Origin of the sequence: Methylobacterium terricola (assembly GCF_006151805.1) — a bacterium.
Lineage (GTDB): Bacteria > Pseudomonadota > Alphaproteobacteria > Rhizobiales > Beijerinckiaceae > Methylobacterium > Methylobacterium terricola.
Genome location: NZ_VDDA01000016.1, coordinates 98,151 through 122,108, shown reverse-complemented (window position 1 = coordinate 122,108; position 23,958 = coordinate 98,151). Strand labels below are relative to the sequence as shown.

Annotated in this window: 23 protein-coding genes; 12 read left to right on the top strand and 11 right to left on the bottom strand. The window is 72.5% G+C overall.

Annotated features, from left to right (window positions below; translation table 11 throughout):
- Positions 1-13 precede the first annotated feature (13 nt).
- The 5 genes from soxX (at position 14) to FF100_RS25945 (ending at position 3,092) form a co-directional block, all read left to right on the top strand.
- On the top strand, positions 14-427 hold the full coding sequence (gene soxX / locus FF100_RS25965; RefSeq protein ID WP_246102372.1) for a sulfur oxidation c-type cytochrome SoxX: 414 nt from the start codon (positions 14-16) through the stop codon (positions 425-427).
- Positions 424-891 carry a SoxY-related AACIE arm protein gene (locus FF100_RS25960; RefSeq protein ID WP_139038655.1) on the top strand — a complete coding sequence of 156 codons (468 nt, stop codon included), beginning with the start codon at positions 424-426 and terminating at the stop codon, positions 889-891. The genes soxX and FF100_RS25960 overlap by 4 nt, the downstream gene beginning before the upstream one ends.
- Positions 892-893: 2 nt before the next feature.
- The gene (soxZ, locus tag FF100_RS25955) at positions 894-1,214 is read left to right on the top strand and encodes a thiosulfate oxidation carrier complex protein SoxZ (protein ID WP_139038654.1); all 321 of its coding nucleotides are present in this window, start codon (positions 894-896) and stop codon (positions 1,212-1,214) included.
- Positions 1,215-1,440: 226 nt separating this feature from the next.
- Complete coding sequence (locus tag FF100_RS25950; RefSeq protein ID WP_139038653.1) at positions 1,441-2,091, top strand: DUF1007 family protein; 651 nt, start codon at positions 1,441-1,443, stop codon at positions 2,089-2,091.
- The gene (locus tag FF100_RS25945) at positions 2,088-3,092 is read left to right on the top strand and encodes a nickel/cobalt transporter (RefSeq protein WP_425463353.1); all 1,005 of its coding nucleotides are present in this window, start codon (positions 2,088-2,090) and stop codon (positions 3,090-3,092) included. The genes FF100_RS25950 and FF100_RS25945 overlap by 4 nt, the downstream gene beginning before the upstream one ends.
- On the opposite strand, the gene FF100_RS25940 is transcribed toward FF100_RS25945, so the two are convergent.
- From FF100_RS25940 to FF100_RS25930, 3 genes are all read right to left on the bottom strand, one after another.
- Positions 3,093-4,001: an MBL fold metallo-hydrolase gene (locus tag FF100_RS25940; RefSeq protein WP_139038651.1), complete on the bottom strand. Its 909-nt coding sequence runs from the start codon at positions 3,999-4,001 to the stop codon at positions 3,093-3,095.
- Between the two features lie 156 nt (positions 4,002-4,157).
- The gene (locus FF100_RS25935; protein ID WP_139038650.1) at positions 4,158-6,872 is read right to left on the bottom strand and encodes an ATP-binding cassette domain-containing protein; all 2,715 of its coding nucleotides are present in this window, start codon (positions 6,870-6,872) and stop codon (positions 4,158-4,160) included.
- Entirely contained in the window at positions 6,872-7,171 is a 300-nt protein-coding gene (locus tag FF100_RS25930) for a hypothetical protein (RefSeq protein WP_139038649.1), read from the bottom strand. The genes FF100_RS25935 and FF100_RS25930 overlap by 1 nt, the downstream gene beginning before the upstream one ends.
- A 334-nt stretch (positions 7,172-7,505) precedes the next feature.
- Between FF100_RS25930 and FF100_RS25925 the strand changes: the two genes are divergently transcribed.
- The 4 genes from FF100_RS25925 (at position 7,506) to FF100_RS25910 (ending at position 10,913) form a co-directional block, all read left to right on the top strand.
- Positions 7,506-8,204, top strand: coding sequence for a carbonic anhydrase (locus FF100_RS25925; protein WP_246102368.1), 699 nt, complete (start codon positions 7,506-7,508; stop codon positions 8,202-8,204).
- A gap of 98 nt (positions 8,205-8,302) precedes the next feature.
- On the top strand, positions 8,303-9,718 hold the full coding sequence (locus tag FF100_RS25920) for a DHA2 family efflux MFS transporter permease subunit (protein ID WP_139038695.1): 1,416 nt from the start codon (positions 8,303-8,305) through the stop codon (positions 9,716-9,718).
- Positions 9,719-9,921: 203 nt separating this feature from the next.
- The gene (locus tag FF100_RS25915; RefSeq protein ID WP_139038648.1) at positions 9,922-10,257 is read left to right on the top strand and encodes a hypothetical protein; all 336 of its coding nucleotides are present in this window, start codon (positions 9,922-9,924) and stop codon (positions 10,255-10,257) included.
- Between the two features lie 32 nt (positions 10,258-10,289).
- Positions 10,290-10,913 carry an LbetaH domain-containing protein gene (locus FF100_RS25910; protein ID WP_139038647.1) on the top strand — a complete coding sequence of 208 codons (624 nt, stop codon included), beginning with the start codon at positions 10,290-10,292 and terminating at the stop codon, positions 10,911-10,913.
- On the opposite strand, the gene FF100_RS25905 is transcribed toward FF100_RS25910, so the two are convergent.
- The 4 genes from FF100_RS25905 to FF100_RS25890 all read right to left on the bottom strand — a co-directional run bounded on the left by FF100_RS25905 (position 10,906) and on the right by FF100_RS25890 (position 15,467).
- The gene (locus tag FF100_RS25905; RefSeq protein WP_139038646.1) at positions 10,906-12,315 is read right to left on the bottom strand and encodes an adenylate/guanylate cyclase domain-containing protein; all 1,410 of its coding nucleotides are present in this window, start codon (positions 12,313-12,315) and stop codon (positions 10,906-10,908) included. The two genes, FF100_RS25910 and FF100_RS25905, sit on opposite strands and share 8 nt — an antisense overlap.
- A 113-nt stretch (positions 12,316-12,428) precedes the next feature.
- Complete coding sequence (locus FF100_RS25900) at positions 12,429-12,857, bottom strand: GNAT family N-acetyltransferase (RefSeq protein ID WP_139038694.1); 429 nt, start codon at positions 12,855-12,857, stop codon at positions 12,429-12,431.
- A gap of 53 nt (positions 12,858-12,910) precedes the next feature.
- Positions 12,911-14,203 carry a 2-oxo acid dehydrogenase subunit E2 gene (locus FF100_RS25895; protein ID WP_139038645.1) on the bottom strand — a complete coding sequence of 431 codons (1,293 nt, stop codon included), beginning with the start codon at positions 14,201-14,203 and terminating at the stop codon, positions 12,911-12,913.
- 151 nt (positions 14,204-14,354) lie between these two features.
- Positions 14,355-15,467, bottom strand: a complete 1,113-nt coding sequence (locus tag FF100_RS25890; RefSeq protein WP_139038644.1) for a DUF2336 domain-containing protein — start codon at positions 15,465-15,467, stop codon at positions 14,355-14,357.
- Between the two features lie 560 nt (positions 15,468-16,027).
- Here FF100_RS25890 and FF100_RS25880 point away from each other — a divergent pair.
- A complete protein-coding gene (locus FF100_RS25880; RefSeq protein ID WP_139038642.1) occupies positions 16,028-16,804 on the top strand; it encodes a hypothetical protein in 777 nt (258 codons plus the stop codon).
- 6 nt (positions 16,805-16,810) lie between these two features.
- On the opposite strand, the gene FF100_RS25875 is transcribed toward FF100_RS25880, so the two are convergent.
- From FF100_RS25875 to FF100_RS25865, 3 genes are all read right to left on the bottom strand, one after another.
- The gene (locus FF100_RS25875) at positions 16,811-17,446 is read right to left on the bottom strand and encodes a DUF1254 domain-containing protein (RefSeq protein WP_139038641.1); all 636 of its coding nucleotides are present in this window, start codon (positions 17,444-17,446) and stop codon (positions 16,811-16,813) included.
- The gene (locus FF100_RS25870) at positions 17,443-18,171 is read right to left on the bottom strand and encodes a DUF1214 domain-containing protein (protein ID WP_139038640.1); all 729 of its coding nucleotides are present in this window, start codon (positions 18,169-18,171) and stop codon (positions 17,443-17,445) included. Before FF100_RS25870 ends, FF100_RS25875 begins: the two co-directional genes overlap by 4 nt.
- A gap of 137 nt (positions 18,172-18,308) precedes the next feature.
- Complete coding sequence (locus FF100_RS25865; RefSeq protein WP_171070329.1) at positions 18,309-19,130, bottom strand: glycosyltransferase family 2 protein; 822 nt, start codon at positions 19,128-19,130, stop codon at positions 18,309-18,311.
- A 544-nt stretch (positions 19,131-19,674) separates the two neighbouring features.
- On the opposite strand from FF100_RS25865, the gene FF100_RS25860 reads away from it, so the two are divergent.
- Positions 19,675-20,481, top strand: coding sequence for a hypothetical protein (locus tag FF100_RS25860; protein WP_139038638.1), 807 nt, complete (start codon positions 19,675-19,677; stop codon positions 20,479-20,481).
- Positions 20,482-20,735: 254 nt separating this feature from the next.
- Here FF100_RS25860 and FF100_RS25855 read toward each other — a convergent pair whose 3' ends face one another.
- On the bottom strand, positions 20,736-22,913 hold the full coding sequence (locus tag FF100_RS25855; RefSeq protein WP_139038693.1) for a transglycosylase domain-containing protein: 2,178 nt from the start codon (positions 22,911-22,913) through the stop codon (positions 20,736-20,738).
- Between the two features lie 347 nt (positions 22,914-23,260).
- On the opposite strand from FF100_RS25855, the gene FF100_RS25850 reads away from it, so the two are divergent.
- Complete coding sequence (locus FF100_RS25850; RefSeq protein WP_139038637.1) at positions 23,261-23,821, top strand: YcgN family cysteine cluster protein; 561 nt, start codon at positions 23,261-23,263, stop codon at positions 23,819-23,821.
- Positions 23,822-23,958: the final 137 nt, after the last annotated feature.

Sequence of the window (23,958 nt, the reverse complement as noted above, 5' to 3'; positions counted from 1 at the left end):
GCGCGGGATCGCCGTGCTCGTCGCCCTCACGCAGACCGCTTTGGCTCCGGTGAGCATCGTCGGCGATGCGATCCCGCTGCCGCTCGACGGGCGGACCGGCGAGCCCGAGCGCGGCCGGGCCATCGCCACCGACACCCGCAAGGGGCTGTGCCCGCTCTGCCATACCGGCCTCGGCGGCTCCGCCCCGGCGGGCGATCTCGGGCCCGACCTCTCGGCGATCGGCGCGCGGCTCTCGCCGGGCCAGTTGCGCCTGCGGATCGTCGACGGGCGCGCCTTGAACCCCACGAGCCTGATGCCCTCCTATTACCGGACCGACGGCACGCGGGTGGCGAGCGCCTGGCGCGACCGGCCGGTGCTGGAGGCGGGGGAGATCGAGGACGTGATCGCCTATCTCGTCACCCTGAAGGAAGGGCGCGCGACGCCATGACCGGACTGGTTCACCGCAGGACGATCCTCGCCGGGGGCGCCGGCCTGCTGGCCGTGGCGCTGGTGCGCCCCGGCGACGCCGCGATCATCCGGCCGACCCGCGAGGCGACGGTCGAGGCGATCCGCCGCTTCACCGGCGGCGCGACCGTGCAGGCGGGCCGGATCCACCTCGACATGCCGCCGCTCGTCGAGAACGGCAACACCGTGCCGCTGGCGATCGCCGTCGAGAGCCCGATGAGCGAGGCCGACCACGTCCGCCGGATCGCGGTGTTCAACGACAAGAACCCGCAGCCGCACGTGGTCACGCTGCATCTCGGCCCCCGGGCCGGCCGCGCCGCGGTCAATACCCGGATCCGGCTCGCCGATTCCCAGACCATCACGGCCATCGCCGAGATGCGCGACGGTACCTACTGGTCCGCCACCGCCGACGCCATCGTGACGCTCGCCGCCTGCGTGGAGGGCTGAGCATGGCCCGCGCCCTCATCAACCTGCCGAAGACCGCGAAACCCGGCGCGGTGATCGAGATCAAGACCCTGATCTCGCATCCGATGGAGACCGGCTACCGGCCGGGGCCGGACGGCCGCCTGATCCCGCGCAACATCATCACCGAGTTCGTCTGCACCTATGACGGCGAGGAGGTGTTCCGCGCCGAACTCTCCCCGGCGAGCGCCGCCAACCCGTACCTGACCTTCACCACGGTCGCGACCAAGACCGGCCTGCTGCGCTTCACCTGGACGGGCGACAACGGGTTCTCGCAGACCGAGGAGGTGGGGATCACGGTGGGGTGAGGGTGCCGTGGTGTCGTGAGGTCGTGCGCTCGACCCTCGTCGTTTGCGCCTGGCTGTCGGGACATGGAAACCCGCGTCTTTCCGGCTCCGGATGGCTTGGGAGCCGGGCGCATTCCGGCCCGCCCCGCTCCCGCCGCAATGCGGCGGGACCAGTGCGGCACCGGGGGCGCAGGGCGCTTCACCGACGGTTAACCACGAGGGGCGAGCGTCGCCGAAGGACATCCTCATGCCGCGCCCTTCCTCCCTCTTCCTGGCCTGCCTCCTGCCGGTCGCCGTCGCGACGCCGGCGCTCGCTCACCCCCACGTCTGGATCACCACCCGGGCCGAGCTCGATTACGGGCCGGACGGGGCCCTGCGGGCGGTGCGGCACGCCTGGACCTTCGATCCGACCTATTCCGCCTTCGCGGTCCAGGGCCTCGGCCAGTCGCCGACCGGGCCGGTGAACCCGGCGGCGCTCGCAGCGCTCGCCCGGGACAATGCCGACAACCTCGCCGAGCAGGGCTACTTCACGCTGCTGAAGGTCAACGGCCGCAAGGTGGAGCTCGGTGCCGCCACCGACCCGGCGATGACCTTCGCCGACGGGCAGCTCACCCTGCGCTTCGTCCTGCCGCTCAAGGCGCCGGTGGCCGGCACCGCCTCGCTCGAAGTCTACGACCCGACCTACTTCGTCGCCTTCAGCCTCGCCGAGGGCGACAATGCCGCGACGCTCGCGGGCGCCCCGGCCGGCTGCCGTGCCACCGCGCACCGGCCCAAATCCGACCCGGCCAAGACGGCGGCGGCGCCCGCCACCGGCATGTCGGAGGCGTTCTTCGAGGCGATGACCGCGGCCTCGACCTACGGCGTCCAATTCGCCAACCGGATCGTCGTCGCGTGCTGAGCCGGGCCCTCACCCTCGCCCCGCCGTCCCGCGGGCTTCAGCGCCTCGGCCTCGCCATCCTCGCGGTGCTGGCCGCGGCCGCGCTGCTGGCGGCCCTGCTCGGGATCCTGGCTCCGGGCTTCCGGGCCCCGCCGCGCTCGCCCTTCGGCATCGGCTTTCGCGAGGCGGCGCCCACCGGGGCCACCAGCCTCGGGGCTTGGCTGCTGGCGATGCAGGCCGGATTCTCCCGCGCGCTCCAGGCGGCGGTGTCAGCGGTCAAGGCCGGGCGCGACGGCACCCTGACCCTCGTCGGGCTCGGCTTCGCCTACGGGGTGCTGCACGCTGCCGGGCCCGGTCACGGCAAGGCGGTGATCGCCGGCTACCTGATGGCCGGCGAGCGGGCCCTGCGCCGCGGCTTCACGCTGAGTCTCCTCGCGGCCCTGCTCCAGGCCTGCGTCGCCCTGGCGCTGGTCTGCGGCGGCGCGCTGGTCCTGCGCCTGACCGCCGCCGGCCTGAACCAGGCCGGCTCCATCATCGAGACCGCGGGCTTCGCCTGCGTGGCGCTGCTCGGGGCCGCGGTCACCTGGCGCAAGGCCGGGCAGCTCGCGCGCCTTCTCAACCGCGAGGCGGGGCCGGCCTGCGGGCCGGATTGCGGCCATGCGGGCCTCGCCGACGGCGCCAAGGTCGAGCGGCTCGCCGGCTGGCGCGAGCAGGCCGGCGTGGTTCTCGCTGCCGGGACGCGCCCCTGCGCCGGCGCGGTGCTGGTGCTGGTCTTCGCCCTGTCGCAGGGCATCCTGTGGGCGGGGATCGCCGCGACGCTCGCCATGGCGCTCGGCACCGCGCTCACCACCGGGGTGCTGGCGGCGCTGGCGGTCTTCGCGAAGGCGCTCGCCTTGACGCTCGCAGGCGGGCGCGGCCAGGGCGGAGCGATCGCGGTCGGCGTGCTGGAGCTGTGGGCCGCCGCCTTCGTGCTGGTGCTCGGGGCCGGGCTGCTCTCGGGATGGGCCGCCGCGGCGTTCTGATCAGGCGACGGCGGCGACCCGCGAGCGCCGCCGCAACTGGCTCTCCGCCGCGCCGACGGCGGCGAAGCTGATCTCCTGGCGCTCGCGGGCGACGAAGGCGCCGGGCATCTCGGCCTGCATCTGCACTTCCAGGTCGCGCAGCAGCGCGTCATTGTGCTGGGGGTAGAGATGCACGATGGCGAGCCGACCGACTTCCCCGGCCTGGCACAGCTCGACGCCCTTCTGCCAGGTCGAGTGGCCCCAGCCGCGGCAGGACGGATATTCGCCCTGCGTGAACATGCCGTCATAGACCACGAGATCGGCGCCGCGCACGAAGTCGAGCAGGGCCGGATCGGGCCAGGGCTCCGAATGCTCGAGGTCGCTGATGTAGCAGGCGCTGCGGCCGGCATGGCGGAAGCGGTAGCCGGTGGCGCCCTGCGGGTGCTGCAGCGGGATGGTGTCGACGACCGCACCATCCGGGAAGGTCAGGCTCTCGCCGGCCCGGAAGCCGTGATGCACGAAGCGGGCGGGGAACATGTCGAGGGTGATCGGGAAGAGCGGCGGCGAGAACAGACGGTCGAGGGGCTCGGCCGCGCTCTGCCCGTCGAGGTTCCCGCACCAGGTATGGATCTCGCGGCCGGGATCGAGCACCGCCGGCTTCATGAACGGCAGGCCGCCGACATGGTCGAGATGGAGGTGGCTCAACAGCAGGTCGACCCGCTTCGGCAGCCCGTCGCGGTGATGCGCGCCGAAGGCGTTGATGCCGGTCCCGGCATCGATCACGAAGAGACGCTCGCCGCAGCGGACCTCGACGCAGGGGGTGTGCCCGCCGAATTCCACGAAATCCGGACCGGAGGCGCAGGTCGACCCCCGGACACCCCAGAACCGGAGCGTCAGGCCGGCTTCCATGAGAGGACCCCTCGTTGTCATGCCGGCGACCGTGATGGGGGTTGTGGAGGTTGGATGTGCGATGACGCACATGGCGGATGCTCCGGCCGGGCATCCCGGCAAGATACGATGGAAGGCTGTGCACGAGAGATGTGCTTCACGAACGATGAGCACAAGACGAAGGTTCCCCCGAGCGGCCTAATCTGCCGTTAAACGGGTGCGCTCGCGCACCGGTCCTGTGGATGGTGGGGTATCCTGCCCGAGCGCGGCCGATCCGGGAAGTCCCCCCGCGGGGGCATCGGGCTCTGCCCGAGGCTCCGCCCGCACCACCGTGGTGCGCTCGGCCCGCAGCACCAGGTCGAAGGGCACGCCCAAATCCGCCCGGCACTCGTCCGGCAGGCAGACGACGAGGCCGCGCCCGGCCCGGGCGGCCCGCAGCCGCTCGATCCCGGCCATGATCTCGGCGGCGCTGCGGTCGTCGAGGGTGAGGCCGACGACCAGGATGTCGGGCCGGCGCACCAGGCAGCGGGCGACGTCGATCGCCGCGCGCTCGAACGGCGTGAATCCGTCGCGTCCGGACAGCCCGCTCTCCGCCGCCCGCGGGTCGACCTGGCTGGCGAGGCCGAAGCGGTAGACGGTCCGCTCCAGGCCGCGCTCGCGCAGGACCGCCTGCATCAGGGTGCGCACCCGCGCCCCGGCCCCGGCCTCGGCCCCGGCGACGCGGCCGAACAGCAGGTTCTCCTCCAGGCTCGCCGCCGCGGTGACCCGGGCCGGGTCGTAGAACTCCACCGAGCCGGTGAGCGAGGCCGGCAGCAGGGCCGCGAAGGTGCGCCGGGCCGCGACGAGGCGCGCCTCCATCGCCTCGTCGATCAGGCCGAAGCGATGCCGGGTCTCGCTGTAGCGCAGGCACAGGCCGATCAGCCGGGCGCGGTCGCGCTGGCCGGCCGGGCCGCGGCGCCAGCCGGAGGCCTCGGGCTGGCGCGCCACCAGGTCCTCGAAGAAGCCGCGCTCGCGGGCCGGGAACAGCGAGAACGCGTCGAAGAGCGGGTGGTCGTCCGGCAGGTCGGAGAAGATCTCGACCGTGGCGCGCGCGATGGCGAGCCCCATCTCGGTCATCGGCCGGGTCAGCCCCTCCGCCTCCAGTACCGCCCGGGTGAAGGGGTGGCCGGCGAGCCGCGCCTCCGAGAAGGCCGAGCCGACCGGCTCGCCGAACAGGATGTTCTCGCCGACCGTGGCCTGGCGGTTGTAGCGGGCAGGGTCGAACGGCTCGATCAGGTGGGCGGCGTTGTCGGCGGCGAGCGCCGCCCGCAGGGCGCCGCGGGTCTCGACGATGGCCGAGGCGGTGGCGCCGTCGAGCCGGCGCGGCATCACGCTGGCGAGCCCCCGGCCGTAGACCAGATGGTCGAGCCCGGTGACCGACAGGGCCTCGACCAGCCGCTCCTCCAGCTCGCGGGCGTTCGGCGTGCTCGCATCCGGGCTCGATCCGTCGGCGAAGGCCGGGTCGCCGTAGAGCAGGTTCTGCAGCAGGGTGCCGGTCATCAGCACCGGCTCGCCGCCCGCATAGGCGATGCGCCGGGCCCGCTCCGCCGGCTCGACCGAGCGCAGGTCGGTGCCCGCATAGGTGACCGCCCCGGCGGTCGGTTCGAGCTGGCCGGCGATCAGCGCCGCCAGCACCCGGCCGCCGCTGCCGCGGTCGCCCAGGATCGCGACGTGGCTCGGCATCGGCAGGGCGAGGTCGAGGCCGATCAGCCGCTCGCCCGAGGCCGGGTCGTAGGCCGCGACCTGCGACAGCACGATCGGCCCGCCATCGGGCAGCGGCGTCGATTGCGCGCGCAACCGGCGCGGCGCCCGGGCGCGGGCCTCGAGCGAGGCGGTGGCGCGGGCGATCTCCCGGAAGGCCGGCAGGGCGGCCCGGCGGCGGCGGTTCTGGCGCAGGACGGCGGCCACCGCGCTCGACGCTACCGCGAGCGCGCCGAGCACCGCCGACAGCCCGCCGGCGCTGACCGGTGCTGCGGGGGCGGGGGCCTGCCACAGGGCGGCGGCGAGCACCACCGTCGGCACCAGCACGGCGAGCGCCAGCGCCGGGGCGCGGGCGCGGGAGAGATCGTTCTCGGTCTCGGTCAGCGCGCGGCGCGCCCGCTCGGCGACGTGGCCGAGGCGGGCATGCTCGAAGGCGGCGGTGCCGTGGGCCCGCACCGCCGGCAGGCGCCGCACCAGATCGGTCAGGCCGCGCTCGAGGGCGGCGCCCTCCAGCCGCCGCTGGTCGTCCCGCCGCTCGGTGCGGGCGATGAGGAGCTGGCGGGCGAGCGCCGCCGCGACCAGGCTGATGCCGGTCGCCGCAACCAGCCGCGGCGCCACCGCGGCGGCGACCGCGAGGGCCAGCAGCACGCTGCCGGCGGCGAGCGCCGGCACCAGGATGCCGACGGCGAGGAGCCCGTCGGCGGCCCGGATCGCCGCCCCGACCTGGCCGGCCAGCGCCCGGGCGTCGTCGCGGGCGGCCGGCCCGGAGCGCAGGATCGCGTCCTCGGCCACCTCCCGCAGGCGGCGCACCGACTCGGCCTGCGCCGTCACGCAGAGCCGCGCCACGCCCCAGCCGAGCCCGGCCAGCGCCAGGGCGATGCCGATCAGGGTGCCCAGCGCCCACAGGGTCAGGGCGCTCTCCGGCAGCGGCCAGCCGGGAATCAGCACCAGGCCGTGGCCGCCGAGGCGCTCGGGCAGCGGCACGATGAGGTGGAGGAAGTGGAGCGGGCCACGTCCCGGCTCCGCGAGGGCCAGCAGCTCGTCGACGAGGTCGCGGAGCGCCAGCAGCCCGAGCCCGACCAGCGGGCCGCCGAGCCCGAGGGCGACCGCGATGGCGGCGGCGTGCCGGCTTTTGGCGCTGCGCCAGGCGAAGACGATCGGATCGCGGTCCATCAGAGCGGGCGGCAATGCCGGGGGAGGGGAGCGCCGAAGCGGAGGTCGCCCCGGTGATGGCCGGCGTCGCGACGGAAATCCGCGGCAGCCCAAGACCCGAAGCGGATGAACGACCCGAAGCGGATGAACGACCCGAAGCGGATGAACGACCCGAAGCGGATGAACGACCCGAAGCGGATGAACGGACCGAAGCGGATGAAGCGCCGGCCTGCCCATGCCGATTCGCCGAGGCGCCGCAGGGCCGGCGCCGGTCCGGTGCGCGGGGGCAGGCCCGGGGGCCGACTCGCGGTGGTGACCATGGGCCTCCTCGATGCTCGCGCGAGGTATGGGCCGCCCGGGCCGGAGCGGTCAAGCCGGGCGCGGACGGAGGCCGGCCCCCGCATCGTCCGTTCCTGCGCGAGCGTTCCGCAGCAGACGGTGCGCGATCGCACTCGATCGCACCGAGATCGGGATTAATCGAACGGGTTTATTCGGGTGCGTGACCGCACATCGCCGGATCGATCTTTCATGCAGCTTCGCTTTCATCGTCGGGGCGAAGCAATCGACTCCGGAAATACACGCGAGCGGCACGTCAGAGCTGGCGCAGGACGCCGGTGCCGCCCCGTTCCCATTCGCAGGCACAAGGACCTTCCCGTGGACAGCAGCATCATCCAGGGCATCTCCACCTTCCGCGGCAGCGTCTTCCCCGGGCAGCAGCGGATGTACGAGCGCCTGGTGCGCGACGGGCAGCAGCCCAAGGCCCTGATCATCGCCTGCGCCGATTCCCGGGTCTCGCCCGAGCACATCACCCAGGCCGGCCCCGGCGAGCTGTTCGTCTGCCGCAACGCCGGCAACATCGTGCCGCCCTTCGCGGAGATGAACGGCGGCGTCTCCTCGGCGATCGAGTACGCGGTGGTGGCTCTCGGGGTGCGCGACATCGTGGTCTGCGGCCACTCGGATTGCGGCGCGATGAAGGGGCTGATGCAGCCCGGCGCGCTCACCGACATGCCGAACGTCGCCACCTGGCTGCGCCACAGCCACGCCGCCGAGCGCATCGTCTGCGAGGCCTATCCGGACGACATCGACCCCAAGGACCGCCTGCGCGCGCTCGCCCTCGAGAACGTGGTGGTGCAGCTCGCCCATCTGCGCACCCATCCGAGCGTGGCGGCCGCCCTCGCCAGGGGGCGGCTGTCCCTGCATGGGTGGTTCTTCGAGATCGAGACCGGCACGCTCCACGCCTATGACGGCCGCCGCTTCGTGGCGCTCACCGACGACGGTGCCCTGCCGGTGGCGGAGGTGTCGGTGCCCCGGCGCGCGGCGCCCGACGCAGGAGCGCCGGTCGCCGCTGAGTAACGCCATGATGTCTGGGCCCGCACCCACGGCATAGGTGACGGGACAGTCCCCGCCGATTCGCGCTACCGACGATCCGCTCAGGCGCTAGATACGTGACCATGCGCCAAGCCCGGATCGTCCCCCTGGTCGTCGCGACGGCCCTGTTCATGGAGAACACGGACTCGACCGTGCTCGCGACGTCGCTGCCGGCGATCGCCGCGGATATGGGCGAGGACCCGATCGCCCTGAAACTCGCCCTGACCTCCTATCTGGTCAGCCTCGCGATCTTCATCCCGATCAGTGGCTGGGCCGCCGACCGCTACGGCGCCCGCACCGTGTTCCGCTGGGCGCTCGCGGTGTTCATGGCCGGCTCGCTGGCCTGCGCGGCGTCGCACTCGCTCGGCTGGTTCGTCGCCGCCCGCTTCCTCCAGGGCATGGGCGGGGCGATGATGGTGCCGGTCGGACGCCTGGTGCTGCTGCGCAGCGTGCCGAAGGGCGAGCTGGTCCAGGCGCTCGCGACCCTGACCATCCCGGCCCTCGTCGGCCCGGTGATCGGGCCGCCGCTCGGCGGACTGATCACCACGACGCTCCATTGGCGCTGGATCTTCTTCATCAACCTGCCGATCGGGCTCGCCGGCATCCTGCTCGCCACCCGCTACTTCCAGGACATCAAGGAGGAGGCGCGCCCGCCGCTCGATCTCCTCGGCTTCGCGCTGTCGGGCGCGGGGCTCGCGAGCCTGATGCTGGGCCTCGCCTCGAGCGGGCGCCACCTCCTGCCGGAGGCCGTCTCCTGGGCCTGTACCGCCGCGGGCATCGTGCTGTGCGGGCTCTACCTCGCCCATAGCCGCCGGGTCGCGCATCCGGTGATCCGCCTCGACCTCCTGCGCCACCCGACCTTCCGGGCGGCGGTGCTCGGCGGCAGCCTGTTCCGCATCGGCACCGGGGCGATTCCCTTCCTGCTGCCGCTGATGCTGCAGCTCGGGTTCGGGCTCGATCCGCTGCATTCGGGCCTGATCACCTTCGCGGCCGCCGCCGGCGCGCTGTTCATGAAGACCATCGCCGCCCGCATCCTGCGCGCCTTCGGCTTCCGGGCGGTGATGACCGTGAACGCGGTGATCGCGGCGTGCCTGCTGGGCGCCAACGGCCTGTTCACCGCGGGCACGCCCCACGCCCTGATCATCGCGGTGCTGCTGATCGGCGGCTGCTTCCGCTCGCTGCAATTCACCGCCGTCAACGCCATCGCCTATGCCGACGTCGATCCGCGCGACATGAGCGCGGCGACGAGCCTTGCCAGCGTGGCGCAGCAACTGTCCCTGAGCATCGGCGTGGCCTTCGGCGCCTTCGCGCTCCAGGAGGCCGCCGGGTGGCACGGCCGCACCGAGATCCGGGCGGAGGATTTCTGGCCCGCCTTCCTGGCGGTGGCTTTCGTCTCCGGCCTCTCGACCCTGACGTTCCGCCGCCTCGCCCCGGAGGCCGGCGCCGAGGTCTCGGGCCACCGCCTCGTCCGGGTGAAGCCGGTCGCCGATGCGACCTGAGGTTCGGTCGAAGAGGCTCGGTCGAAGAGGCTTGGTCGAGGCAGCTTGGCTGGAGCGGCTTGGCTGAAGGAATCCTGCGGCCACGCTTCAGCATCCGTTCAGCGTGGCGATGCGAACCTTCAGGCAACGAGCGATGACGGAGCGCGGATCGGTCCCGAATGCTCGCGACTGCTTGTTCCACCTGACGTCAATGGGGATCTGCCATGAAGCGCATCGCATCGTTCTGCGTGGCCGCGGCGACCTTGGCGAGCGTGACCCTGGCCGGCGCCGCTCCGGCCGAGGCGCGCTGGCGGGCCGGGCCGGCCTTCGCCCTCGGCGCGGTCGGCGGCCTCGCCCTCGGCAGCGCGATCGCCGCCGGCGCGCGTCCGGCCTACGGTTACGGCTATGCCCCCGGCCCGGCCTACGGCTACACGCCGGTCTATGGCGGTCCCGCCTACGGCTACGCCCCGGCCTACGGCCCCGAATGCTACACCGTCCGCCGCCGGATGATCGACGAGTTCGGCGACGTCTACATCCGCCGGGTGCGGGTCTGCGAGTGAGCGTGAGGCCGGGCGGGACGCGGTGAACGGTCGTGAGCCTCGTCGCCCGTCACATCCCGGCCTTCCCCACCTCCGCCCTCGCGGCCTTCGCCGCCGCGCCGCCCTGGGCGCTCGCCGCGTCGGCCGCCGACATCGTCCGCCGCCTCCTCGCCCGTCTCGGCGATGATTTCGCCGTCGCGGAGTCGGTCGCGGTGCATCGCACCGCCCGGATCGAGCCCGGCGCGGTCCTCAAAGGCCCGGTCGTCGTCGGGCCGGGCTGCTTCATCGGCCACGGCGCGACCGTGCGGGGCGGCGCCTGGCTCGAGGAGGCCTGCACGATCGGGCCGGGTTCGGAGCTGAAGGCGGCGTTCCTGTTCGCCGGCACGGCGCTTGCCCATTTCAACTTCGTCGGCGAGAGCGTGCTCGGCCGGGGCGTCAATCTCGAGGCCGGGGCGGTGATCGCCAACCACCGCAACGAGTGGCCGGGCGCCACGGTGGCGTTCCGGCACGACGGCGCGGTGATCGACACCGGCCTCGCGAAGTTCGGCGCCCTCGTCGGGGACGGGGCGCGGCTCGGCGCCAATGCCGTGGTGGCGCCGGGCGCGATCCTCGATCCCGGCACGGTGGTGCCGCGGCTCGGCCTCGTCGATCGCGGCGTTCCGCCGGATCTCAGGTGATCTCGAAGACCGGCACCGGCTCGGCGATGCCGCGCAGGTTCCGCAATTCGGCCCGCGCCGCCGCCCCGGCCTCCGCGAGGTGGCGCGCGGCCTCGGCGTGATGCAGGACCGCCTCGGTGGCGAAGATGCCCCCCGAGGCGGCGAGCTGCTGCACCCGCGCCGCCACGTTCACGGTCTGCCCGAAATAATCCTGGCGGTCGTTGAGGCTCACCGCGAGGCAGGGGCCTTCATGCAGCCCGATCTTAAGCACGAGGTCGTCCGCCCCGCGCTCCGCGTTCAGCCCCTGCATCGCCGCCCGCATCCGGAGCGCCGCCGCCACCGCCCGGTGCGGGTCCGGGAAGGTCGCCATCACGGCGTCGCCGATCGTCTTGACCACCGCCCCGCTCTCGGCGGCGACGATCGCGTGCAGCAGGCGGAAATGCGTCCGCACCAGGTCGTAGGCAACGAGGTCGCCGACCCGGGCGTACAGCTCGGTCGAGCCCTTCAGGTCGGTGAACAGGAAGGTCAGGCTCAGGATCTTGAGCCGCTGGTCGATGTCGAGCGTGTCGGTGCGGTAGAGATCGCGAAACGTCTGGTTGCTGAGGAGACGCTTGGCGGTCAGGAAGGGCCGGCGCCCGCCGATCAGCGCCTCGAGGTCGGGGCCGAGGCGGAACACCGTCGCCAGCACCCGCTTGGCGCTACGGTTGTCGAGGGCGAGACGCAGGGCCCCCGGACGGAGCGCATGGCGGCCGGCGCTCGTCGGCGCGTCGTCGAAGACCAGGGCGAGGTCCTGGCGCTCCTGCGTCGGTTCGCCGTCGACGGCGAGGCTGTGGGCGGCGTGGGTGACGGGATCGACCACGATCAGCGGCTCGGCCCCGAGGGTCAGCGCCAGGATCATCCGCTCGCCGGCTCTCAGCTCGACCGCCTCGACCAGGGCCCGCTGCGCCAGGGCGGCGAAGGCCTCGGGCTCCGGGAAGGCGACGCCGGAGCCGAAGAAGACCTGGCGCTGATAGTCCCACAGCCCGAGCCCGTCGGGATCGTGGGCGGCGATGCGCCGGATCCGCGGGCTCACCGTGAACGTCACCTCGACCGCGTCGTCGAGGACCGGCTCGCTGTCGAGGGCGCAGAAGGCGCAGTGATACTCCTGCCGCACGCCGCGCAGGCTCGCCGGCGCCTCGAGCACGCCGCTGCAGCTCGGGCACAGCACGTTCCAGGTCATTTCGAGCAGGCCGAGCCGTGCGCCGTGCAGCAGGGCCGCGATCACCGGCTCGTCGTCGAGCTCGGATTCGGCGGCGAGGCGCACGGCGTTGATCCGCGCCAGGTCGGCATCGGACCCGTCCCGCAGCAGCCGCTCCACCGCCCGGGCGGCCGCGGGCTCGGCCGTGCGGTGGAAGGCGGCGAGGAGGGCGTCGCTCTCGTCCATGATCGGAATATTAGAACCTGGCGGAGGCAGGGGCAATCGGCCCCCGAGAATCCGGCCCCGCCCCGAGGTCACGCGCGATTCCCCGCTCCGGGCGATCCCGCGGCGTTTCGGTGTCAGGGAGCGCCAGCCGGCGCCGGCCCAGTTCCCCCCAAAGCCGTCAGGGCCTCCCCATCCAGCCGGAAGAACACCTTGTCGGGCTTCGGCGCCGCCCCGAGGCCCTCGTAGAACGCCAGCAGCTCCGGTTTGCCGGCATCCGCCGTCCAGTCGACCCGCTTGAGCCCCCGCGCCACGGCCTCGACCGCCACCGCCCGCACCAGGGCGCGGCCGTGGCCGGCGCCGCGATGGGCGTCGCCGACGAACAGCTCCTTCAGGAACAGGCCGCCGGCGAGCCCAGGGCCGGGATAGATCGCCGAGAAGGCCGCGAAGCCGGCCAGCACGCCAGCCGCCTCCGCCACCAGGATCTCGGTCCCGGCCGGACGGCCGGCGAGCGAGGCCTCGATCGCGTCCGGCGCCGGACAGGGCACGGCGTAATAGGCCTGCATCTCCTGGAACAGCCGCGTCAGGGCCGGATGGTCCCCCGGCGCGGCCGGCCGGATCACAGGGCGCCCCGGCGCAGGTCGGTGAGCACCGCGGCGAGGTGGGAGAGGAAGCGGGCGGCCAGGGCGCCGTCCACCGCCCGGTGGTCCCAGGACAGGCTCAGGGGCAGGATCAGCCGCGGCTGGAAGGCGCTGCCGTCCCAGACCGGCTCGATGCGCGAGCGGGCCGCGCCGAGGATCGCCACCTCGGGCGCGTTGATGATCGGCGTGAAGCCGTCGCCACCGATGCCGCCGAGCGACGAGACCGAGAAGCCGCCGCCCTGCATGGCGGCGGGCGGCAGGGTGCCGGTGCGGGCCTGCTCGGCGAGCTCCCCCATTTCCTGGGCGATCGCGACGATGCCCTTGCGGTCGCAGTCGCGCACCACCGGCACCAGCAGGCCCCGCGGCGTGTCGACCGCGAAGCCGACATGGACGTAGTCTTTCAGGATCAGGCTGTCGCCGTCGAGGGCCGCGTTGAAGCGCGGATAGGCCCGGAGCGCGGCGGCGGCGGCCTTGATCAGGATCGCCACCATGGTGACCTTGTGCGCGCCCGGCCGGCCGGCGCCGTTCAGCTCGCGCCGCAGGGCCTCGGTCTCGGTGACGTCGGCATGGTCGAAATTGGTGACGTGCGGGATGGTCAGCCAGTTGCGGGTGAGCGCCTGGCCGGAGATCTGCTGGATGCGCGACAGCGACTCGCGCCGCACCGGGCCGAACTTGGCGTGATCGACCTGCGGCCAGGCCGGCAGGCCGGCGCCGATGCCGGAGGCCGGCGCAGGTGGGAGGCTGGCCGCCTGCGCGGCGGCATGAACCGCCGCAGGGGCGGGCGCTGCCATCTGGCCGCGGACGAAGGCCAGCACGTCCTCGCGCAGGATCCGCCCCTGCGGGCCGGTGCCGGGGATGCCGGCGAGGTCGACGCCGAGTTCGCGGGCATAGGCGCGGACGGAGGGCGTCGCATGGGCCTCGGACGAGGCGGCGGATGCGGACGCCACCGGGGCCGGAGCTTCCGCCGGAGCGGCCTGCGGGGCCGGGGCCGGTTGCGCCGCTTGCGCGGCCGGCGGGGCGGCGCCCTCGCCGGAGGTGTCGACCATCAGGATCGGGGTGCCCTGCGAGACGCGAGCGCCCGGCGCCACCAGGATCTCGGTGACCACGCCGGCCACCGGGGAGGGGACCTCCATGGTGGCCTTGTCGGATTCGATGCTGATCAGCAGGTCGTCGACGGCGATCCGGTCTCCGGGCTTGACCAGGATCTCGACCACCGGAACGTCCTTGAAGTCGCCGATATCGGGCAGGGCGACCGGCAGGCTGGCACTCACGAGGCTCTCCCGAGACGTTTCTCGTCGTCCCGTCGCGCGCCCATCCCGTGTCGCGGCGGCGCGGCGTCCGGAGCGCCACGCCTAGACCATTTCACGACCAGGGGGAAACCGTCATGCTCGCCCCCAGCCCCTCCCGATGCCGCGGGTCGTGTCAGCGGGTCTTGCGGGTCCGCTCCGGCAGGGTCGGGCGCAGGGCCGGGGCGGCGGCGGGCCGGATCCGCGGCGAGGCCGGGCCGTGGGCCGGGCGGTGCTGCTCGGGGGCGGCCTTGCGCATCCCGGGCTCGCTGCCGAGGATCGAGGCGACGAGGTCGCGGGCGGTGGCGGCGTCCATGGCGCGGAACAGCTCGGTCAGGCCGAACACCGCCTCGACCGAGCGGGCGATCGACGGATCGAGGCGCAGGAAGATGAACACCGCCTCCTCCTCGGCGAGGTCGGCGGCCCGCAGCGCCAGCGCCAGGAGATCGCGCCGCTCCGGCTCGGTGGCGCGGAAGCTCACGCCCGGCATGCCGAGCGCCTCGCCGAGCGCCGCCTCGAACCGCTCCGGCTCGCCGCGGCCGGCGAAGGCGGTCAGCGCCGCGCCGGCGGCGCGCATCCCGGCCCGGGCTTGCGGTCGCAGGGCCGCACGGGCGGCGACGCCGTCGCGGATCGCCGCCCGGCGCATCCGGTCGGCCTGGAGGTAGAGCGGCGCGAGATCGACGGCGGGCAGATCGTCGCGGGCAAGCAGCAGGGCGGCCAGCTCGGACCGCCGGCGCGCCCGCTCCACCAGCCGCTCCAGGGCGGCCCCGGCGAGCGGTGCCGTGGCGTTGCGGGCCAGCGCCAGATCGACATCCGGCTCGTCGCGCAGGCTCAGATCCTCGACCACCGCCCGGCCGAGATCGTGGCGCAGGGCGATGACCGCGTCGAGCTCAGGGCCGTTGCCGGCGGCGTCGAGCACCGGCGTCGACAGGACCGGGCTCATCGCCAGCACCGCGTCGCGGGCGCCGCCGCCATGGGCCGCCAGCAGCGCCAGCACGCTCTGCGGCGTGTCGGAGAGCGGGGCGAGCTTCTGGGCGACGATCTCGGCGGTGGCGCCGTCGACCGTCGGGATCAGCCCGCAGGCCAGGGCCTCGAAGGCCTTGATCGTCGACACGTCCCGGACGGGCGCGGCACGAAACAGGTCCGTCTGCACCCGCAGCAGGACCGGTTTCATGTCGAGACGCCGGTCTCGCGCGAGGTCGAGGAGGCCGGAGAGGTCCGGCGGAGCGTCGGCGGCGGAGCGGGCCATGGGCGATCGGGTACGCAGGACTGAAGGCGAGCGGCAGAATGCGAGGCTCTGCGTAAAGCGACGCTTAAGGCTGCGGGGACCGGCCCGTCCCGGGCCTGGGGACAACGGGGATGACGCCCCGGCCCGGTCACCGATGGTTTACGCCGCCGGGCGGCCGGCCCCTCGGCGGCGCTCCCTCCGACGCCGGCCGGAAACAGTCCATTAACCATGCGCGTGGTTTCGTCCCGCCAGCGAGGCCGCACGAGGCGCGGCGGTCCCGGAGGGATGTGGCGGAGGCGGGAGAGCACACATGGTCGGCCTACAGCGGCGGTCCTCGGCGGACATCATCCCGTTCCGGGCGGCGAGCCGGCCCCGGGCCGGTCGCGTCCCGGCCGTGTTTCAAGAGGCCGCGTCCGACGGGGGCGGTTCTCGGGAGACCGGTTCTCAGGAAACCGAAGCCCATGCGGCGGACGCGGTCCGCGGCACGATTCTGCTGTTCACGGGAGTGCGCTATGAGAGGCTGCCCGACGCTGCCGAGCCCGGCCTGCCCGCGCCGGAACGGCGCTGCCGGGGCTGAGCGCATGCGCTCCCGCTGGACGGGCGCCGCCCTTCTGCTCGCCCTGCCGCTGGTCGCGGCCTGCGCCCAGCAGGGCGACTTCGGCCGTCCGGCTCCCACCGCCTGGAACAGCCTGATCGACGCCGCCGGCACGCTGGCCGCGCGCGAGCGGGCCGAGGCGGCGTCGCTGTTTCCCTTCACGGAGGACGAGCGCGCCTTGCGCGACCGCGCCTGGCGCTTCCTGATGCCGGCCCGCGAGCGCGGCGTGTTCGAGGCCGCCCTCGACAACCTCACCCGTGCCCGGGTGCTGCCGGTCGGCTGGCGCGTCTCCGACCCTTCCGCCTATTACGAGGCGATCACCGCCGGGCCGTTCCGCTCCCCGATCTCGCGCTACCGGCGCCTGTCCGACGATCTCGTGGCGGATGGGCGCCTGATCCCGGCCTTCGCCGAGACGGCGTCGCGGGTGGTGCGGGCCGATCTGACGCGGCTGCAGAGCCTGCCCTTCATCACCACCCTCGACGACCGCGACGTGCGCAGCGCCGCGATGCGGGTGGCCGAGAACCGCTGCCTCATCGCCTGGGTGCGGCTGGAAACCGGGGCGCGCTCCGCCTCCTACCGCTACGCCCTGGAGCATCTGCTGGTGGCCGCTCCCGAGGAGGAGGCGGTGGCCTCCGAGCGGGCGCTGGCCTTCCTCGATTCGCGCCGCACCCTCCTCGGCCCGCTGCTGCCGGCCGATGCCGAGGCCCGCTGCGGCCTCGTCCCGCCGGGGCCCGGCGAGACGGTGCTGGTGCGCAAGGGGTGACGGGGCCTACTCGTCCGGCCCGTCGATGGTGCAGGAGACCGAGCGGGCGGCCTCGTTGGCCTGGGCCTGCTGGCTCGGCAGGGCGGCGAGCACCCGCACGCTGACGAAGCCCTCGCGGCTCGGCGCGATGATGCGCACGTCGCGGTTGCGCTCGTCCTCGTCGGCGGTGGCGAGCGCCTCGTCGAACTGGCGCTTCGTCATGATCACGAGCTCGACCGTGCCGCGTAAGGCGGCCTGATCGGTGATGGCGTAATAGGCCCCGTTGCGCCCGTGGAGCGCGATCGTCTCGAGCAGCGGGCCGGTCTCGGCGGTGATCCGCACCGGGCCGTCATCGAGGTCGTAGGCGCAGATGCCGACCGCCACCGCCGGGTCCTGCCGCGGCAGCCACCCCTCCGGCGCCGGCGCCGGCTGCCCGGGAGCCGGCTGCCCGGAACTCGCCGGCGGGGGCGCCGGCTCCGCCGGTCCGACCGTCCCGGCGGCATGGACCAGCACCGAGGTGTCGTTGGCCAGCGTCGCGCGCGAGCGGGCGAAGGCGTCGCCGGTGGCGAGATAGGGGATCGCCAGCACCGTGGCGACGTGGACGATCCCGGCCAGGACGAGGCCGCAGAGGGTGGCGAGGACGAAGCGTCCGAGCGGCGTCACGGGCAATCCTCCCGGGTGATCGAGGGCACGCCCTCGCGCTCGAGCACGCCGGTGCTCGCCGCCACCGGCGTGTCGTAGAGGCGCAGCACCAGCCGGATCGAGCCCTCGCCCTCCGGCATCGGCAGCCAGTTGCCGGGCTGCACGTCCGGGCTCAGGGCCATGGCGAAGCGGCCGTCGCGGTCACGCAGCACCTCGGTCGAGGTGAACCCGGCCCGCAGCGGCGGCGGAGCGGTGCCGGCCTGCGGCTCGACCGGCGTCGCGTGGCGGCCGCGCTCCACCGTCAGGGTCCAGGCCCGGGCCGGCGGCGTCGCCCCGGCGATGCGGTAGCGGCAGGACGGATCGAGCCGGCGCCCGGCATCGTCGGTGATCGCGGTGAGGAGCAGGCCCTCGCCCAGCGCCAGCGGCACCTCGCCGGTGCGGGCATGGATCGCCCGGACGTAGGGGTCGGCGTCGCGCGAGCCGATCTTCGGCCAGGCCGTCCAGGCGTTGAGGGCGATGCCCCCGAACGGGTAGCGCCCCCGCGTCGCCCAGTTGGCGGAGGCGAGGCCCAGGCCCGCCCCGAGGGCGAGGGCGTAGAGCACCAGGACCACGGTCCCGCCGCCGCGGCCGCCGCGGCGCAGCCGCACGGCCCCCCGCAGGAGCCGGGGCAGGGGGCGGGGGCCCGGGCGGGGGGCCGGGGAGGCGGCACGCCCGGAGGCCGGAGGGGCGACTGTCTCGGTCAGCATCGTGGGGCGTGTCTAGCCCAGGTCGGGCCGGGGTCGAACGGGTTTTTGCGCTCCCGCGCCGGTCCGCGATGCCGCGCTTCGGATGCCCGATCGCGGCGCTTCCGGCGGAGCCGATCTCCACCGAGTCGGGCCACGTTTCAGATCGGCATCAGCTTGTATTCGTGATCGAACTTCGCCTCGAACATCTTGATTCTCGTGTCGACCGTCTCGTTCCGGTCGAGAATCTCGAATCGCCGTTGCGAATGATCGCGCGGCTGTTTGGTGGCATAGTTCGCATCGCCGCGCATCATGCGGGTGCAGAACTCGTCATAGGTCTTGCACTGGTAGTGATTGATCTGAATGCCGTCATGGGCGATGCGGTTGGCCATGCCGCGCGCGGGCATCTGGAAGTCCTGGAAATCGGACAGGACGCGGCGGCCCGTCGACGATCCGATGTCGTGGATGTGAACGTCGGTGGCGCGGTCGATGCGTGCGAAGGTCTTGAAATGGCAATGGTTCTCCCAGCCCGGATCGGCCGCGTGGAAGAACGTCTTGGTGACGAAACCGTAATCGGGCGACGTCCTCCCGCCCGAGCCGAAATTGCGCCAGTTGATGTGCACGCTGGCGACGTCCGCAGGGACGCGGTCGAGGAATCCCCGCACGCTGCCATCCGCGAATGGCAGCAGGAACTCGTCGATGTCCAGGAAGATGATCCAGGGCGTCGTGACGATCTTCAGAGCGTGAGCGTAGGCGGTGATCTGAGGCGACGTATCCGGGATCGACGGCCAGTCGATCAGGCTGACCCTCGGATCGAGGGCCGCGATATCCGATACGATCCGGTCCATCGCATCGGTGCTGTCGTTCGAGAAAATGACGATACGGTCGAAGCCGATGGCGAGATTGTAGGCGATCCATTCCGCGATGTAGCGGCCTTCGTTCTTGGCAATGGCCACGACGGTCGAGAAATTCTTGGATTTCATCTCGTAGTCCTGGATTGACAGGCTGGCCTCAGGGCGACCTGCCGACGGGTTGCGCTTGGATCCTGTCCTGGCCTGCGGGCGCCGGCAGCGATCACGCCCGACCTCCATCGGCCGCTTCGCCCGCAGTCTCCGGCCCGGCGGCACGGTTTCTCGACACAATGCGACACAAGATCGAGAGGCTCGCCGCCTCTACGGAGACAGCAACGACATCGACTTCGTCGAAAGCTCTCGGTGTCGTGGCATTTTTGAGATGCCCCGGCGAGAACGCCTCCTTGCGTTAGGAATCCGGGTCGTATCAGCTTCGGCTCTGTGATGGAAGCTGGCGCATGAGCCTGACCCGCGTGCCACGGACATGGTGCGCGGGGGCCCGGTCGAACCGGAACGAAGGGAAGTGGAAGGGCTTGCCCGCAGGGTGCGGGCCGATCGTGGAAGGCTGTTCGATTCGCCCGATGCCGAGTGCCGTCGGACAAGACTGAGCAAGAGGTTCATGATGCCGAGTAACCCTGTTTTTCATAAATATATACCGACGCATTACGCTAATCTCATGATGCAGTATCTGGTCGCCGCGAAGCTGAAATCGCTCGTCGGCGATCTCACGTTGTCGAACTTCATGATGCCGTATTGGAATATCGAGCATCCCCCGATCGAGGCCGATCCCGCGCAGGCCGTGTACGCCCTCGAGGACGAGCAGCGCGTCGACATGCAGCGCGTCGCGTACCTGGCGGAGAACCGAATCTTCGACCGGTTCGAGTGGCACGGATACGGCCAGCGGCTCGAGTATTTTCCCGTGAAGGAGCAGGCCAGGGCATTGTTCTCCCGGCCGGACCTTCGGGTTCCGGTCTTCGACGGCGACGCCGTCGTGTGTCCGGTTCGGGCCGGTGAAATCCTCGATGCGCGGCATCCCGGCTACACGGTCATCCCCGTCGACTTCTACGCCGACGTGATCGAGGATCTCGGGCTGCGGCCGGTCTTCACCGGCCAGACGGAGGACAACATCTACATGCGCGCGCTGAAGGACCGGTTCCCGCGCGCGGAGATCGTGCCGCATCACGGGATCCTGGAGGACTTTCAGATCATCCGGTCGGCGTCGAACATCGTGCTGTCAATCAGCACCTTCGCGTGGCTCGCCGCGTGGCTGTCCCACGCCAAGACGATCGTCCTCCCCGTCTACGGCATGTTCAATCCCGGCCTGTTCCCGGGGCATGACCTGCTGCCGCTGGGCGACGACCGGTATCACTTCTACCGGTTTCCGCCGCAGCCGGCCGTTCCGCTGCGTGATCTCATGGCGGTGCACGCCGCGATGCGCGGACAGTGGCAGCGCGTCGACGGGCGCGAGCTGCGGCGGCGCTGACGGTGCCGTGCGGCCGGCACGACGATCACGGAGCATCGACACGCGACGCGTCGAACCCCGCAAGGGTCGTCGGGGCGTCGACCCGGGCCGATCCGCCGCACGGTTCCTCCCCGGCATGGACCCCGAACGGGCGCAACGGCAGGGCGTGGCGCCCGCGAGAGCGCCGCCCGATCACCTGGCGATGAGCGCTGCTTCCGGTGCTTGATCGTGCCGCATCGTCCGACCGGCCAATCTCCGCGTCGTCGGGCGATGCGCTAGATGCCGCTCTTGCCCGACGAGCCGGCGGGCTGGCCGGTCCGGTCGAGCACGTTGAACGCCGCCCGCCCCGGCGGGGGGCTCTCGACCGAGCGGAACAGGTGGCCGAGACCGCCCAGCACCTCGAAGGAGCGCCGCGACAGGGCGCCGGCGGGGGCGCCGGGCGGCGGCGTGGTCGGGGTGGGGCCTTGCGCGGTGCGGGCGCCGGCCTTGTCGGATTCGAAGCCCGGCATCGGCTTGATCTCGATGCCCTGGTGGGCGGGCGCCATCACCTCGTGGAAGGTGATCGCCGGCAGCGACCCGCCGGTCAGGTTCTTGGTCGAGGAGTGGTCGTCGTTGCCGTACCAGACCGCGGTGACGAGGTTGCCGGTATAGCCGACGAACCAGGCGTCGCGGTAGGCGTTGGTGGTGCCGGACTTGCCGGCGGTGCGCACGCCCTCGACCGCCGCCTTGCGGCCGGTGCCCTCGTCGACGACCTTGTTGAGCATGAAGTTCATGTCGGCGACGACCCGGGTCGAGAGCAGCTGCTCGGGCGGCGCCTCGCTGGTGTCGTGGCGGTAGATCACCTCGCCGGCGCCGGTGCGGATCTCGGTCGCCGCGTAGGGCTTGGCCCGCCGGCCCCCATTGGCGAAGACCGAGTAGCCGGCGGCCTGGTCGAGCACCGTCACCTCGGCCGAGCCGATCGGCAGCGAGACCGAATCGACCAGGTTCGAGGTGATGCCCATCTTATGGGCGAGCTCGATGATCTTGGCCCGGCCGAGCTTGGCCGCCCTCGCGTCGTGGGTCTCGCCGAGCTGCTTGCCCATGGCGATCGAGAACTGCACCGGGATGGTGTTGATCGATTTCGCCACCGCGACCCAGAGCGGCACGGTGCCGGCAAACGAGCGGCCATAGTTCGCCGGGCACCAGTTGCCGATGCAGACCGGGCGGTCGACCACCCGGCTCTCGGGCCGCCACTGCCCGGTGGCGAGCGCCGCGGCGTAGACGTAGGGCTTGAACGACGAGCCGGGCTGGCGCAGGGCGTCGGTGGCGCGGTTGAACTGGCTCTGGCCGTAATCGGCCCCGCCGACCATCGCCCGCACCGCGCCGTCGGGATCCATGGTCACGAGGGCCGCCTGCTCGACGTCGAAGGCGTCGCCGAACTGGCGCAGCACGTTCTCCACCGCCTGGTCGGCCCGCTTCTGGATCGCGAGGTCGAGCGGGGTCTTCACGACCAGCACCCGCTCCTTCTTCAGCTTGCCGTCGTCGACGAGCTTCTTGACCTCGTTGAAGGCCCAGTCGAGGTAGTAGTCGGCGCTGATGTCGCGCGAGCGGGTCACCGGGGTCGCCGGGTTGCGCAGGGCCGACTGGATCTGGCCCTCCGTCAGGTAGCCCGCCTCCACCATGTTGTGCAGCACGTCCGCCGCCCGGGCGCGGGCCGCCGGCAGGTTGACGTGGGGGGCGTATTTCGTCGGCGCCTTGAACAGGCCGGCCAGCATGGCCGCTTCCGGCAGGGTGATGTCCTTGAGGTTCTTGCCGAAATAGTAATCCGCCGCGGCTGCCGCGCCGAAGGTGCCGCCGCCCATATAGGCGCGGTCGAGGTAGAGCTTCAGGATCTCGTTCTTGGTCAGGTGGCATTCGAGCCAGAGCGCCAGGAACGCCTCGTTGACCTTGCGCTCGAGCGAGCGCTCGTTCGAGAGGAAGAGGTTCTTGGCGAGCTGCTGGGTCAGCGAGGAGCCGCCCTGGACATGGCCGCCGCCGCGCGCGTTCACCGTCACGGCGCGCAGGGTCCCGATCGGGTCGATGCCCCAATGCTCGTAGAAGCGCCGGTCCTCGGTCGAGATCAACGCCTTGACCAGGATGTCGGGAAACTCGTCGATGCGCAGCGAATCGTCGTGCTTGATGCCGCGCCGCCCGACCTCGGTGCCGTAGCGGTCGAGGAAGGTGACCGCGAGGTCCGGCGCCTTGAGCCAGTTCTCGCTGGTCTGGTTGAACGCCGATTGCGCCAGCGTCAGCATCACCACGCCGCCGGCGAGGCCGAGGGTCACGCCCTCGCTCGCGAGGTCGAGGACGAGGCGCTTGACGCCCGAGACGCGGAAGCGCCGCTGGATCTTCTCGGCGTAGCGGCCATAGGCCTCGCCGAACGAGCGGCCGCCATTGTAGAGGCCGTCATTCAGCCAGGCGTCGAAGCCGAGCATCCCGTGGGACAGGCGGGTCCGGAGCTGGGTCAGCCGGCTGGCGGACCGGGTGTCGGGCCGATTCTCGGTCACTTCGGCGGGTCCTCGGGATGGCGCGGGCCAAGTCTAGCAAACCCCGCACCGTAGCGCGAGGCGGGGCGGGTTTCGCAGGTCGTCACGGCCTATATGGGGCAGTCCCGCACCGACACGACGTCGCAGGATTGCGCAGAGGGCGCCGGCCGCGCTTGCCCCGGGCCGCCGCCCGCGGCAGAGGTGGGAGATTCCCGCCCGCCGGTTCGTCCCGTCGATCCGCCCCCTCGCTCCTTGCACGCGCCGCCGATCTGGCGCCTCGAAGGCCTTCAGCACCCGTGGCCAACGCCCGCAGCAAGCCCCCGCGCCCGCCCGTCTCCCTCAAGGCCGCGACCCCGTTCTGGCGCGGCCGGAGCCTGGAGGACTTCACCCCGGTGGAGTGGGAGAGCCTGTGCGACGGCTGCGGCCGCTGCTGCCTGCTCAAGCTCGAGGACGAGGATTCGGGCGAGATCCACTACACCGATATCGGCTGCACCCTGCTCGATGCCGGGACCTGCCGTTGCCGCGACTACGCCAAGCGCCAGGCCCGCGTGCCCGATTGCGTCCGTCTGACCCCTGAGGCGGTCCGCACCCTGCCGTGGCTGCCGCCGACCTGCGGCTACCGCCTGGTCCGTGACGGGCACGACCTGCCGTGGTGGCACCCGCTCGTCTCCGGCACCCGCCGCACCGTGCACGAGGCTGGCATCTCGGTCCGCGGCCGGGTCAGCGGCACCGAGGAGGAGTTCGAGACCGAGGAGCTGCCGGACCGCATCGTCGCGTGGCCGGGCCAGGACCCCGAGAGCCGAGACCCCGCGAGCCGAGACCCCGAGGATCGGGATCCGGAGGGCCGGGATCCCTGAGACCCGCCTCCGGGCGGGGGCATGATACCCGCCCGGAGTTTTTGAGGAACCGGTCCAGACCCTCGACGTTCCCCGGTCGTACGATCCGATCGGCCTCCTCGCCAGTATTGGCACGTGGCTTGCGAGGCCCGCACAGG

Excerpts from the sequence above, each read along its gene's own strand:
- FF100_RS25960 (WP_139038655.1), top strand. The coding sequence starts at position 424 with ATGACCGGACTGGTTCACCGCAGGACGATCCTCGCCGGGGGCGCCGGC.
- FF100_RS25920 (WP_139038695.1), top strand. The coding sequence starts at position 8,303 with ATGCGCCAAGCCCGGATCGTCCCCCTGGTCGTCGCGACGGCCCTGTTC.
- FF100_RS25915 (WP_139038648.1), top strand. The coding sequence starts at position 9,922 with ATGAAGCGCATCGCATCGTTCTGCGTGGCCGCGGCGACCTTGGCGAGC.
- FF100_RS25865 (WP_171070329.1), bottom strand. The coding sequence starts at position 19,130 with ATGAAATCCAAGAATTTCTCGACCGTCGTGGCCATTGCCAAGAACGAA.
- FF100_RS25855 (WP_139038693.1), bottom strand. The coding sequence starts at position 22,913 with ATGCTCGGCTTCGACGCCTGGCTGAATGACGGCCTCTACAATGGCGGC.
- FF100_RS25950 (WP_139038653.1), top strand. The coding sequence starts at position 1,441 with ATGCCGCGCCCTTCCTCCCTCTTCCTGGCCTGCCTCCTGCCGGTCGCC.
- FF100_RS25930 (WP_139038649.1), bottom strand. The coding sequence starts at position 7,171 with ATGGTCACCACCGCGAGTCGGCCCCCGGGCCTGCCCCCGCGCACCGGA.
- FF100_RS25935 (WP_139038650.1), bottom strand. The coding sequence starts at position 6,872 with ATGGACCGCGATCCGATCGTCTTCGCCTGGCGCAGCGCCAAAAGCCGG.
- FF100_RS25870 (WP_139038640.1), bottom strand. The coding sequence starts at position 18,171 with ATGCTGACCGAGACAGTCGCCCCTCCGGCCTCCGGGCGTGCCGCCTCC.
- FF100_RS25900 (WP_139038694.1), bottom strand. The coding sequence starts at position 12,857 with ATGCAGGCCTATTACGCCGTGCCCTGTCCGGCGCCGGACGCGATCGAG.
- FF100_RS25905 (WP_139038646.1), bottom strand. The coding sequence starts at position 12,315 with ATGGACGAGAGCGACGCCCTCCTCGCCGCCTTCCACCGCACGGCCGAG.
- FF100_RS25890 (WP_139038644.1), bottom strand. The coding sequence starts at position 15,467 with ATGGCCCGCTCCGCCGCCGACGCTCCGCCGGACCTCTCCGGCCTCCTC.
- FF100_RS25860 (WP_139038638.1), top strand. The coding sequence starts at position 19,675 with ATGATGCAGTATCTGGTCGCCGCGAAGCTGAAATCGCTCGTCGGCGAT.
- soxZ (WP_139038654.1), top strand. The coding sequence starts at position 894 with ATGGCCCGCGCCCTCATCAACCTGCCGAAGACCGCGAAACCCGGCGCG.
- FF100_RS25940 (WP_139038651.1), bottom strand. The coding sequence starts at position 4,001 with ATGACAACGAGGGGTCCTCTCATGGAAGCCGGCCTGACGCTCCGGTTC.
- FF100_RS25880 (WP_139038642.1), top strand. The coding sequence starts at position 16,028 with ATGCGCTCCCGCTGGACGGGCGCCGCCCTTCTGCTCGCCCTGCCGCTG.